At 37.1% G+C, this 12,075-nt stretch carries 12 protein-coding genes; 10 read left to right on the plus strand and 2 right to left on the minus strand.

All coding sequences use genetic code 11. The annotated features are described in order from the left end of the window. From nadE to Q0252_RS09520, 3 genes are all read left to right on the plus strand, one after another. Positions 1-587, plus strand: a 587-nt coding sequence (gene nadE, locus Q0252_RS09510; protein ID WP_297985646.1) for an NAD(+) synthase, incomplete at its 5' end; no start/stop codon positions are given. A 34-nt stretch (positions 588-621) separates the two neighbouring features. After that, the gene (locus Q0252_RS09515; protein WP_297985648.1) at positions 622-1,152 is read left to right on the plus strand and encodes a ribonuclease domain-containing protein; all 531 of its coding nucleotides are present in this window, start codon (positions 622-624) and stop codon (positions 1,150-1,152) included. A 74-nt stretch (positions 1,153-1,226) separates the two neighbouring features. Beyond that, entirely contained in the window at positions 1,227-1,517 is a 291-nt protein-coding gene (locus tag Q0252_RS09520) for a barstar family protein (RefSeq protein ID WP_297985651.1), read from the plus strand. A 56-nt stretch (positions 1,518-1,573) separates the two neighbouring features. On the opposite strand, the gene Q0252_RS09525 is transcribed toward Q0252_RS09520, so the two are convergent. Continuing rightward, entirely contained in the window at positions 1,574-2,791 is a 1,218-nt protein-coding gene (locus Q0252_RS09525; protein WP_297985653.1) for a hypothetical protein, read from the minus strand. 34 nt (positions 2,792-2,825) lie between these two features. Further along, complete coding sequence (locus Q0252_RS09530; protein ID WP_297985655.1) at positions 2,826-5,438, minus strand: TonB-dependent receptor; 2,613 nt, start codon at positions 5,436-5,438, stop codon at positions 2,826-2,828. Positions 5,439-5,629: 191 nt separating this feature from the next. Between Q0252_RS09530 and Q0252_RS09535 the strand changes: the two genes are divergently transcribed. The 7 genes from Q0252_RS09535 to Q0252_RS09565 all read left to right on the plus strand — a co-directional run bounded on the left by Q0252_RS09535 (position 5,630) and on the right by Q0252_RS09565 (position 12,038). Then, positions 5,630-6,307: a response regulator transcription factor gene (locus Q0252_RS09535; protein WP_297985656.1), complete on the plus strand. Its 678-nt coding sequence runs from the start codon at positions 5,630-5,632 to the stop codon at positions 6,305-6,307. Between the two features lie 9 nt (positions 6,308-6,316). Continuing rightward, positions 6,317-7,348 (plus strand): ATP-binding protein, encoded by a 1,032-nt coding sequence (locus tag Q0252_RS09540; RefSeq protein ID WP_297985657.1) that lies wholly within the window; start codon positions 6,317-6,319, stop codon positions 7,346-7,348. Between the two features lie 126 nt (positions 7,349-7,474). Beyond that, complete coding sequence (locus Q0252_RS09545) at positions 7,475-8,059, plus strand: hypothetical protein (protein WP_297985659.1); 585 nt, start codon at positions 7,475-7,477, stop codon at positions 8,057-8,059. Between the two features lie 97 nt (positions 8,060-8,156). Beyond that, positions 8,157-9,506, plus strand: a complete 1,350-nt coding sequence (locus Q0252_RS09550; RefSeq protein ID WP_297985661.1) for an alpha-amylase family glycosyl hydrolase — start codon at positions 8,157-8,159, stop codon at positions 9,504-9,506. A 282-nt stretch (positions 9,507-9,788) separates the two neighbouring features. Then, positions 9,789-10,229, plus strand: a complete 441-nt coding sequence (locus Q0252_RS09555) for a hypothetical protein (protein ID WP_297985663.1) — start codon at positions 9,789-9,791, stop codon at positions 10,227-10,229. A gap of 83 nt (positions 10,230-10,312) precedes the next feature. Further along, positions 10,313-11,107: a thymidylate synthase gene (locus Q0252_RS09560; RefSeq protein WP_297985665.1), complete on the plus strand. Its 795-nt coding sequence runs from the start codon at positions 10,313-10,315 to the stop codon at positions 11,105-11,107. 13 nt (positions 11,108-11,120) lie between these two features. Then, positions 11,121-12,038 (plus strand): hypothetical protein, encoded by a 918-nt coding sequence (locus Q0252_RS09565; protein WP_297985668.1) that lies wholly within the window; start codon positions 11,121-11,123, stop codon positions 12,036-12,038. The last annotated feature ends 37 nt before the right edge of the window (positions 12,039-12,075 follow it).

Below are 12,075 nucleotides of genomic sequence, written 5' to 3' on the forward strand. Positions count from 1 at the left end.
AGCATTTGGATTTTCTCGCTGCAAAATTCCCGAACGTGAAAACAAAAAGTGTTGATTTGAACGAGCCTTTCGAAGCTTTATACAAAACTTTTGATGTTCAGGATGATAAATTTCCGGCAGAAAAACTCGCTTTTGCCAATACAAGAAGCCGTTTAAGAATGCTTACGCTGTATTATTATGGACAAATTAATGGACTTTTGGTATGTGGGACCGGAAATAAAGTAGAGGATTTCGGAATTGGTTTCTACACAAAATATGGTGATGGCGGAGTAGATGTTTCGCCAATAGCAGACCTTTATAAAACTGAAGTTTATGAACTGGCGCGTTCTTTGGATTTGCCGGAATCCATCAAAAATGCAATTCCAACCGACGGACTTTGGGATGTAGACAGAACCGATGAACAGCAAATTGGCGCAACTTATCCTGAACTCGAAAAAATTCAGAAAGAGTGGGGAACCAAAACTGAAGCAGACTACAGCGGAAGAGATTTGGAAGTGTACAAAATTTTTGCACGCATGAACAAAGCAGCACAACATAAAATAAACCCGATTCCGGTGTGTGATATTCCGGAGGAATGGAGAAGTTAGAAAAGAGCCAAGAGAAAAGTAAAAAGAAACAAGTATGAGTCCACAAAAAATAAAACTGGCGTTGCTGTTTTTCTTCGGAGCCATTGCGGGAATGTTCGCGATGTATCTTTTCAGCAATTATAAAATTGAAAAGAAAAATCAGACCGAAGTTTCGCAAAATTCAACATCGAATAATAATCGGAATCAAAATATTTCTTCGAATAGTCGAAACGAATCAACATCTTCTCCAACTTCCGGAAATATTGACGAATTAACGGAGGAACGAAAGGTGATTGATTACGTAAAAGCCAACCACAAACTTCCGGATTATTACATCACAAAATCGGAAGCAAGAAACCAAGGCTGGAATGCTTCTGCCGGAAATTTGTGCGAAGTTTTGCCGGGAAGAGCAATTGGAGGTGATAAATTCAGTAACAGAGAAAAAACGTTGCCGAAAGGTGACCAATATTTTGAAGCAGACGTCAACTACAACTGCGGAAACCGAAATGCTGACCGAATTGTCTTTACCAAAAACGGAGATGTTTGGCTCACAAAGAATCATTACAAAAGTTTTGACAAACAATAATTAGGTATTAGGGATTAGTTTTCAGATAATAGTTTAACTAAGTCCTACCACCTAATACCTAATATCTATATTTTATGAAAACAGTATATATCGATTTTACAGACATAGGAGATGATGAAGATTTCTATGCTCAATTGAAAGAAAAACTAACACTTCCGGAATATTTTGGGGATAATTTGGATGCGTTGTACGATTCCATTACAGGGGCGGTCGAACTTCCGCTTCATATTGAATTTGTGAATATGAGTGTAGAGCAACTTGAACATTTTGAGGATTTGCTCACAACATTGGAAGATGCGGAAGACGAAGTTGAAGAATTTACGTTTTCGTATTATCTCGAGCAGTACGAAGACGATGAGGAATAAACGAAAAGCCCTTCAATTTTTTTGAAGGGCTTTTCTGTAAAATAAAACTATATGAATTAGTTAAGCGGTGCCAATAAATTTACACCGTTTACTGTTGCCCAAGCTCCGGCTGTCAGCGTTACTTTTCCAACTGTTGCAGTGTTGGTATACGTTAAAGGATTTGCAGAAGTATATGCATAACCGTAAATACCAAAATTATCATTATTGGTTGTTGAAAAAATTGGTGTCACTTTAATTTTTCCTGTTACCAACTGAGAAGTTTCTGTTGCAGCATCCTGAATTAGTACTGAATAAGCAGATTTCCCGCCTGTATTTTTATAACCGTCGATATACACATTGCTGAAAATTCCTGTTCCCTGTTTTTTGAACTGAATTGCAGAAATTTCTGCAGAACCTGCAACTTCAGGATTTGTTCCTGCAGCTCTTATTAAAGTGATTTTATCGATTTTTGGTGCTGTATTATCAACATTTGAAGAAGATTCAATCTCCATTCCGAAGTTTCCAGTAACGGTTTGGTACGCAAACCAGTTGGAGTTGTTTTGTCCGCTCCAAGCATCTTGCCAGTCGAAAGCATCATCGTAATTTCCGTAAGAAACTAGGTTTTTAGCACTTACCGTTCCTCCGAAAAATTCATAACCATCATCTGTTCCTTTGTAAGAAACTAGGTTTTCGAGAATTGTTCCTGCACCAACTGCGTAGAAAGTCATAGAGTTGGTTTCAGAAGTTCCGTCGCCAATTTTTTTACCGCCATATTCAACACGAACAAAACGCATTGTCCCTGAATTCGAATTGGCATCGCTTCCTCCGTAATATACTGCGTTTCCGTCTTCAGAAAGAGCTTGGGTTGCTCCGTTAATCGCTTTAATTGGTGCATTTCCGTACAACGTTACGCCACCCCAATCTCCGGGAGTTTTATTGTCTGAAGTAAATACAATGGGTTCTGCAGCAGTTCCTTCTGCCATAATTTTTCCGCCCTGCAAAACGACAAGACTCGAACCTACACTTGTTTTCGCAGTGAAAACTGCACCCGGCTCAATGGTTAAAGTTACTCCTGAAGGTACTTTTACAACGCCTTCCAACGAATAATTTCCTTTTTTTACAAGCAAATCTCCTTTTAGCGTTCCGCTTAAAGTCCCGGTTCCGCTTAAAGTAGAACCTGTTGTTTGAGTTGGTGTTTCGCCATTGTTGTCTTCTCTTACTTCAATGGTACAAGATGTTACCGAAGCAAGGGTAATGAATGACAGTGCGAAGATGGTTAAGATGTTCTTTTTCATTTTTTTATTGATGATTTATTTTTTATTAAATTTTTTAGAAAGTATAACCTACAGTAAGGTCGAAATTAGTTCCTCTGTAGAAGTTGGTATGAATTAATGTTGATGCCGAAACAGGAACGGTGCTGTTGTCGCCCACTTCAAGTTTATACTCGCTGTTCAGGATGTTTTTGACGCCCAGTTTTACATTCCAGTTTTTGGTTAATTGGCTGTTGTAGATGAAATCTAACTGATGGAAAGGTCTTTCATAAATATTATCGATTCCGTTCGTTCCAACGCCGAAAATTTTAGAACCTGAAACATTGTAGATTAAACTTGCAGAATGTGGAAGATTTTGTCTGTTTTTAAATTCGTATTTCAAATCTGCGTTCACAACCCAAGGAGAAGCGCCCTGAAGCTGTCTTTTCATTGTTTGCTGTTCTGTAGATTCAGCTTCTTTCTGCTTCTCGCTTCTTTTTACGTCAGAATACATGAAAGTTGTATTGGCGCCTAAAGTCCATCTGTCCAAACCTTCTGAAATTCTACCAAGATTAAGGATTCCTTCCAGTTCAATTCCATACAGTTTTGCCTGGTCTGCATTGAAGAAAGTAATTGTTTGTCCGTTTGAGTTTCCGGATGCTACAAAAGACCTTTCAATGGCTTTATCGATAAGTTTTCCGAACAGGTTTACCGAGAACATTTCTTTTGAAGTTGGGAAGATTTCGTACTTCAAATCCACATTGTAATTTTCACTGTTCTGAAGATTGCTGTTTCCAACCAAAGTTTCATTGTCCGGATTGATGTATTCAATCGGCATATATTCAATCAAAATTGGTCTTGTAATGGTTTTGCTGGTAGAAAACCTGATATTCGATTTTTGATTAAGCGCCTTTTTAACAGAAAGTGACGGTAAAATGTATGTTTGATTTCTGGTGTTGTTGTACTTTTTTTCGTCATCTTGAATTAAATCCCAATATCTCGAAAGGTTCATGTTATTTTCAACTCTTCCACCCAACAAAATATCCCATGAATCTGTAGGTTTGAAATTCAAATTCAGGTAACCTCCGTTTACAATTTGGTAAAGGTTACTTTGGTATTTTTTCACATCAGAACCTTCCTGAAAATGGAGATATCCGGAATTGATATGGCTGTTGAAAACGTCCTGCGGTTGGTCTATATTGATGAGGTACTGCGAATTATTGTTCTGATTTCTTTTTCCATAGATAAAACGGTAAGAATTCTCTCTGAAATCAATAAAACCGTTATAACCTAACGCTAATTGCCAAGGATAATCCTTTCTATCGGCTTTGTCTCCAAGAAAAACGCTGTATTCTGCAAAGCCGGAAGCGTAAAATTTTCCGCTTACATCTAGATATTGTCGGATAAGATTGTTTCCGCCGTAAGTAATCATCAGTTGGTCGTCCGGAAGAACATTTCCGTTGGCGTCTTCGTGGTTTCCTTCCAAAATTTTTCGGTCAGGTTGTTGATAATTGTTGATGACGTAAGAAGCTCCGGCTTTCAACTGATGTCTTTCTCCGATTTTTTGAGCGCCCAAAAGCTGCAAATCCAAAAACCTCGAAATATCCTGCTGATTTGTTCTGAAACCGTTATTAATGTTCTGGATCTGTCTGTTCTTGTACCCTCTGTAATCTTCAATAAGGTTAGAAGAATTCTGTAGGAAAATTGCGTTAAGGTTCAGGTTAGTTCCTTTGTTTTTCAAACCTAAATTCAAAAGGACAGAAGATTCAAGGTCGTATTCGTATTGTTTTCTGATTAAATCATTGTTCAGCTCAATATTGTTTCCTGTATTGATGAACTGATTTTTTTCACCTTCACGATAGTTATACTGGCTCGAATGATTCAATGAAAGCAAAAATCCTAAAGAAGTATTATCACCAATTCTCTTTCTTTGCGCAGTTGTGAAACCAAATCCTGTATTCGGAAGCGATTTTACATTATCTACATTCCAGGAATCTTTAAACTGATTAATGGATTCCGAAGCTGTAAATTCATAGTTTGAAGGTGCATAATCTTTTACCAGATCAGGAAGTTCGCGGTCTTTCGCATTCAAACCAAAATATCCTGAAACCGTATTGGCGTTGGCTGAAATTTTAAAATTATTTCTGAAAGTACTTAACGTATTTACTCCAACGCTGAATTCAACCTTTGTAAAAGGTTTTTCGAAAGCAGCCGTTTCAATATCGAAAGTTGCACCCGCAAAATCCGCAAACAGATTGGAGTTGAAGGTCTTATAAATATTCAGTTTTCCTACAACATCAGTTGGAAACTGTTTTAAAGCAATAATTTTTTGGAAAGGGTTATTGGATGGAGAACCCAATGAGTTGATTAAAAGGTAATTGTATCTTTCTTCCAATCCTCTTACAAAAAGTCCTTTTCCTTCTACGGTAGTAATTCCTGTAACTTTGGTAAGTCCCTGTTCTACGTTGGAAATTCCTTTTCTTGATATTTCTTCGGCACCAATCGACTGTTTTTGGATTACTGCCTTTTTCATTTCTCCTAAAATTGCAGTTTCAGATTTTTTGTTATTCGTTCCCTGTAGAATAACACCATCAATTTTCTTTTCGCTTTTCACAGTATCGGTTTGTCCGTAAACTGCTGCTGTAGAAGCGGTAAGGAAAAGAACTGCAATACTCAGTTTGCTGATTTTCATTTCTTCTTTTTACTAGATTTATTTATACTGCAAAGAAAGAAAGCCGCAGCCAGAATTGGATTTCGTTAATTTTAAATATTGTTTACGAAAATATTACGGAATTAATGCCAATGTTAAATTTTTATGAAGATTGCTTTCCATGGTTTTCGGTACTGATTTTTTGGCTAATTTTGAAAGGATAAAAAGTTACGATGGCTCAGAAAAAAATTCTCTTAATAGATGATGAACAGGATATTCTCGAAATACTTTCCTACAATCTCGAGAAAGAAGGATACGAGGTTTTTACAGCCGATAATGGGAACGATGGTATTAAAAAAGCCATAGACATCGTTCCGGATTTAATTCTGCTGGATGTAATGATGCCTGAAAAAGACGGTATCGAAACCTGCCAGGAACTGCGCAAAATAAAAGAACTCCAGAAAACACTCATTGTATTTCTTTCAGCACGAAGTGAGGAATTTTCTCAATTAGCCGGTTATCAAGCAGGAGCCAACGATTACGTCGTAAAAGTCATTAAACCGAAAGTTCTTATTTCTAAAGTGAATGCACTTTTGCAGTTGACTTCAAATTCCGAAGACAAATCTCAAACTCTTGAAATTGGAGAATTGGTGATAGACAGAGATAACTTTCGCGTTACTAAAAACAAGCAGGTTTTTCTGCTTCCCAAAAAGGAATTCGATTTGCTTTACCTTTTGGCATCCAATACTGAAAAAGTTTTCAAAAGGGAAGAAATTTTAGAAAAAGTTTGGGGAAATGATGTTATCGTTGGTGAAAGAACCATTGATGTCCATATCCGCAGACTTCGCGAAAAATTGGGAGACGATTCTATCCAAACCTTAAAAGGCATCGGTTACAAATTAGTTGTGTAACTTTACCGAATGAGGTTCAACAGACTTTCAGTACTTTCCGCACTTTTAATGACCATCGCTATTGCAGTAATTGTGATGGCTTATGATTATTTCAAATACCAGTTCAATAATGATAATGTCAACACAACTATTCTTTTCGGAATCAGTACCCTCTTAATTTTCATCATTACTTTTTTCGGTACCGATTTTTTGTTCAGAACCTATGGAAGAAGGCAGATTAGAAAAATGTCGCACAATCTTCCCGAAGGTATTTTTCATGATTCAGAAAGCTTGAGTTTTAAGGAATTCAGCGAAAAAATTTCCGGTTTAAATGCTGAGAAAGAATCCGAAATCGACATGATGAAAGAAATGGAAGATTACCGGAAAGAATACATCGGAAACGTTTCCCACGAACTCAAAACACCTCTTTTCTCCATTCAGGGTTATGTTGAAACGCTTCGCGACGGCGCTGCAGAAAACGAAATCATCCGCGACAAATATTTAGAAAGAATCGGGATTTCCGTAGAAAGACTCATCGCTATTGTGAACGATTTGGATATGATTAACCGCTTCGAAGCCGGCGAAATCAACCTTAAATTTTCCAGATTCGATATTAATCAGTTGGTAAAAGAAGTTTTCGATTTGCTAGACCTTGAAGCAGCAAAACGCAATGCCAACCTGATTTTTCAAACCTCACAACCACAAATTTTTGTGAATGCTGATAAACAAAAGATTCTTCAGGTTTTAATAAATCTGGTTTCCAACGCCATTCATTACGCAAACAGACAGGAAGCCAATATCAACGTTAAAACTTCCATTCTTCGCAACAAAGTTCTTATTGAAGTGGAAGACAACGGAATGGGGATTAAACCTGAGGTTTTACCAAGAATTTTTGAGCGTTTTTACCGTGTGGAAACCAGCCGAAACAGAAGAGAAGGAGGCTCTGGTTTAGGATTGGCAATTGTAAAGCATATTCTGGAAGCGCACCATGAAAATATTTCTGTAAAAAGTGAGTATTTAGAGGGAACCACGTTCAGTTTTCTGCTGGAGAAAGCAAGCTGATCATTTGCGGAATGTAACAAAATCTTTTTAGGAAAAAAAACGAAAATTTTTTTTTGGTCACTTTTCAATTGTTTTATATTTGCAAGGAAATCAAATCTAGAAAAAATCAACACAGTTTACAGAAGTATGGTTTATAAGATAAGAGTAATTTTGGATACCAAAGAAGATATCTTCCGCGATATAGAAATCAAGGGAAAGCAAACGCTGTGGAATCTTCATTTAGGCATCAAAAGCGCATTCAGTCTTCAGGGAGAGGAATTGTCGGCTTTCAATCTTTTGGAAGAAGACGGTACCATTGTAAAATCGGTTCCTTTGGAAGATATGAGTGATGATGGCGATGGCGAAATTATGTCTGATGTTTATGTGGATGAAGCATTCGAACAAATTGGTGATAAAGTACAGTTTCAGTACGGTTTGCTCGATTTGTGGGAGTTTTTCTGTGAAGTTGTGGAAATTGTGGAGGAAAAACCTGCGGTAAACTATCCAATTACCGTTTTTCGTTTCGGAAATGTTCCGTTGAAAGCACCCGGAAAAAGTGGTGGTTCAAGCTCAAGAAAATCTGCAATGCCAATAATGAATGACGATTTTGATAATTTTGATGATGATTTCGGTTCCGGAAGTTTTGCGGACGAAGATGATGAAAGTTTTGATGATGATGAAGAAGACGGATATGGCGACGATTTCTTTGAAGAAGACACTGAAGAAGTTTAAAATAAATACAAACCCTGAATTTTTTCAGGGTTTTTTGTTGCGTTTTTTTCTTGAATTCATCATTTAAAATCATTACTTTTGAGCAAAATCATTCAGAATGAAAAAAATAATTCTTTTAGCAATTTTAGGTATGGGTATCGTTTCCTGCACCACTCAAAAAAACTCAAAAACTATGGATTTACCTTCCGAATGGAAACACAACACCAATATTTATGAAGTCAACGTAAGGCAATACACCGAGGAAGGAACTTTCCGCGCGTTCGAAAAAGAAATGCCGCGTTTGAAAGCGATGGGTGTAAAAACCTTATGGTTTATGCCGATTACTCCAATTTCACAAAAAGTGAAGAAGGGAACAATGGGAAGTCCTTACGCAGCGCATGATTATACTTCTATCAATCCGGAATTCGGAACAATGGAAGATTTTAAACACATGGTTGATGAAGCGCACAAACTTGGCTTTAAAGTTATTATCGATTGGGTTGCGAATCACACAGGTTGGGATCACGTTTGGACAGTACAGCATCCCGATTGGTATATTCACGATGCAGACGGAAAATTCCACATCGCTTCCGGAATGGATGATATTATAGAGTTGGATTACAAAAATCCTGCAATGCGACAGGGAATGATTGATGCCATGAAATTTTGGGTTCGCGAAACCAATATCGATGGGTTCCGTTGCGATTTAGCTTCTTGGGTTGAAGTAGATTTTTGGGCGCAGGCAAGACCGGAAGTCGAAAAAGTAAAACCGCTTTTTTGGTTAGGAGAATTTGATGAGCTTGAAAATCCGGAGTACGGAAAAGTATTCGATGCAAGTTATGTTTGGAGTTGGATGCACAAAACTGAAGATTACAACAAGAAAAACCTTCCGCTTCAGGATTTGAAAGATTTGCTTCACAAATATTCTGCAATTGGCGATAGCTCAATGAGAGCTTGGTTTACTTCCAACCACGATGAAAACTCTTGGAACGGAACAGAATATGAAAAGTACGGTGATTTGGCGAAACCTTTAGCAGTATTTTCTGCAACATGGAACGGCGTTCCGTTGATGTATTCCGGACAGGAATTGCCGATGAAAACAAAACGATTGGAATTTTTCGAAAAAGACCCAATTCCGTGGACAGGAACTTACGAATTGGCAGATTTCTACAAAACTTTACTGAATTTAAAATCTAACAATCCAGCTTTACGTGGAGGAGATCCTGCTGTAACAACATATCTTCTGAACACTTCGGCTAATGATAAAATTTTATCCTACGTTCGTAAAAACGGAAAAGATGAGGTTTTGGTCGTTCTAAATATGTCAAAAGTTCCGGTGAATTTTAAAATAACCGACAGTCAGGTTTCCGGAAACTTTAAAAATGTTTTCACGGGTGCGAAGAGAGATTTCAATCAGGACAAAGGTTTCTCAATGAAAGTTGGTGAATATGCTGTTTTCGAGAAATAGAAAAACTTAAAAATGTCTTTGCAGTGTCACGCATAGACTGTAAAAAAAACATCAATAGGAACGGGCTTTAGCCCGTTTTCTTTTTAAACATTCAGCGTGGCTTTAGCCTAAATTTAAAACCACAAAAGCTACAAAAGATTAAGTGCAAACAAACGTTATCAGAAGGAACACAAAAGTTAGAAAATCAAAGATTTTCATTTTTGTAAAATTGATGCACTTTATCTGTTCCATCTTTAATTATTAAAAATTCTTTTGTGACTTTTGTGGTTACAAAATTCCGATATGGATAAATCAAAAATTTTAGAACTCGTAAAACAAAAAGTTTCCGAAAAAATTCAGATACTGGAAAACTTGATTGCCGAAACCCGGGAATCCAACAACGACACTAAAAGTTCGATGGGGGACAAATACGAAACCAGCCGCGAAATGTTGCAACAGGAAATCAACAACCTGCAAATTCAGCTCAATGAAAATATGAAATCTCTACAAATTCTAAATTCAATTCAGAAAAATGTGCACAAAACTGTTGGTTTGGGAAGTTTTGTACAAACAGAAAAAGGAAAATTTTTTATTGCCGTTTCTTTAGGAGAAATCAATTTCGAAAATCAAAAAATATTTATCGTTTCTCCCGAAAGTCCATTGGCCAAAGCAATGCACGGAAAATCTGAAAATGATACGTTTTCACTTAATAATTTAAACCAAGAAATCCAAAAAATTTGGTAATTTTGACAACCCTTTCAGTAATCAAAACACTGAAAGGGTTTCATTCAGAACATTAAACCCTAAACACATAACCCGAGACCTTCATGCAAAATTACCTTGATTTACTGCAGCATATTTTAGACAACGGAACCGATAAAACCGACAGAACCGGAACCGGAACACGAAGCGTTTTCGGCTATCAGTTGCGTTACGATTTGAGCAAGGGTTTCCCTTTGGTTACGACGAAAAAAGTGCATTTAAAGTCGATTATTTATGAATTGCTGTGGTTTCTGAAAGGAGATACGAATATTAAATATCTTACAGACAACGGAGTTTCTATTTGGAATGAATGGGCCGATGAAAATGGGGATTTGGGTCCTGTTTACGGAGCACAGTGGAGGAGTTGGAGAGGAGCCGATGATAAAGTGGTGGACCAATTTGCTGAAGTAATTGAACAAATCAAGAAAAATCCGGATTCCCGAAGATTAATTGTTTCTGCGTGGAATGCCGCAGAAATACCGAATATGGCTTTAGCGCCATGTCACGCACTGTTTCAGTTTTATGTTGCGCATGGAAAATTATCGCTGCAGTTATACCAAAGAAGTGCGGATGTATTTCTTGGAGTGCCTTTCAACATTGCGAGTTATGCCTTGTTGTTGATGATGGTTGCGCAGGTTTGCGACCTCGAAGTTGGAGATTACGTTCATACTTTCGGAGATGTACATATTTATAATAACCATTTCGAGCAGGTTAAAAAACAGTTATCACGCGACCCGAAACCGCTTCCAATCATGAAAATCAATCCGAATGTAAAGGATATTTTCAGTTTTGATTTTGAGGATTTCGAACTCGAAAATTACGACCCACATCCGGGAATTAAGGCGCCAGTTGCGGTGTAGAATCAGAACTCTAATGAAAAGAATTATTCTTTTTAGTTTAACTTTCCTTTTGCTTGTTTTTCTTCAATGCAAAAAAGAAGAAAAGAAAAATGAGCAGGTGTTTGCTGAAGATTTGGTGGTGACGCTTGGTCCAAAAGGAAAACCTGTTCTGGATACATTTGCTGTTCCTGAACATCTGAAAGATATTGTAAAAACGATTTCCTACAACAATATTTATGAAACAGAAGTTCGTCCTAAAGGTGATGATGAATTGCCTTTTTATTCCGAATTTTTAAAACTGAAATCAAAAGCTTCCGAGAAAGCACTTTTGCAGTTGACCAATAACAAAAATAAAGTTGTTGCAGTTTATGCATCCACTGCATTAATCGAACGAAATCCCAAATTTGCAGAATGCACTTTTCAAAAATTTGTAAATACAAAGGATTCTGTTTACATTATGAACGGATGTCTAGTAGGTTATGAAAATGCATCGGACGAAATTTACTGGAGCTATTATTACAGACTGAAACCGGAACAGTTTGCAAAAGATAAAACCTTACAAAAACTGGACAGCCTGACTATTTATAGCAAAAACTCGTCAGAGCTTTTACTTTCTACGGCTTTGAAAAACAGAAGATATCCAATTCCTTTCAACCGCAGAATTCAGCAGTTGGCTTTCACTGAAAAGCGTATACCGGCGATGTTTTACCTGAGTAATTGGTATAAGGGAATTTATTCCGAAAAACTTCAAAAAGAATTTAAAAATGTCTATTTAACAGACACCATTTATACTGGAAGAAAGCTGGTTTATTTTACCGAGTTACTTTCCTTCAAAAATCCTGCGAACAAAGCATTTATTTTGCAGTGTCTAAAAGAAGATTCAACATTAACGGACGAGTTTACTGTAAGTTCACAACTGGAAAGCAACGGCGTTTTTCCGCATGAACATTGATTCTTTCATTTTGAAATATTTGCAGTAATTATTTTTT

The sequence above is a fragment of the uncultured Chryseobacterium sp. genome, assembly GCF_936933875.1.
GTDB lineage: Bacteria > Bacteroidota > Bacteroidia > Flavobacteriales > Weeksellaceae > CAKZIK01.

Coding starts and splice junctions, on each gene's coding strand:
- Q0252_RS09565 (WP_297985668.1), top strand. CDS start 11,121: ATGAAAAGAATTATTCTTTTTAGTTTAACTTTCCTTTTGCTTGTTTTT.
- Q0252_RS09525 (WP_297985653.1), bottom strand. CDS start 2,791: ATGAAAAAGAACATCTTAACCATCTTCGCACTGTCATTCATTACCCTT.
- Q0252_RS09515 (WP_297985648.1), top strand. CDS start 622: ATGAGTCCACAAAAAATAAAACTGGCGTTGCTGTTTTTCTTCGGAGCC.
- Q0252_RS09530 (WP_297985655.1), bottom strand. CDS start 5,438: ATGAAAATCAGCAAACTGAGTATTGCAGTTCTTTTCCTTACCGCTTCT.
- Q0252_RS09545 (WP_297985659.1), top strand. CDS start 7,475: ATGGTTTATAAGATAAGAGTAATTTTGGATACCAAAGAAGATATCTTC.
- Q0252_RS09520 (WP_297985651.1), top strand. CDS start 1,227: ATGAAAACAGTATATATCGATTTTACAGACATAGGAGATGATGAAGAT.
- Q0252_RS09560 (WP_297985665.1), top strand. CDS start 10,313: ATGCAAAATTACCTTGATTTACTGCAGCATATTTTAGACAACGGAACC.
- Q0252_RS09535 (WP_297985656.1), top strand. CDS start 5,630: ATGGCTCAGAAAAAAATTCTCTTAATAGATGATGAACAGGATATTCTC.
- Q0252_RS09540 (WP_297985657.1), top strand. CDS start 6,317: ATGAGGTTCAACAGACTTTCAGTACTTTCCGCACTTTTAATGACCATC.
- Q0252_RS09555 (WP_297985663.1), top strand. CDS start 9,789: ATGGATAAATCAAAAATTTTAGAACTCGTAAAACAAAAAGTTTCCGAA.
- Q0252_RS09550 (WP_297985661.1), top strand. CDS start 8,157: ATGAAAAAAATAATTCTTTTAGCAATTTTAGGTATGGGTATCGTTTCC.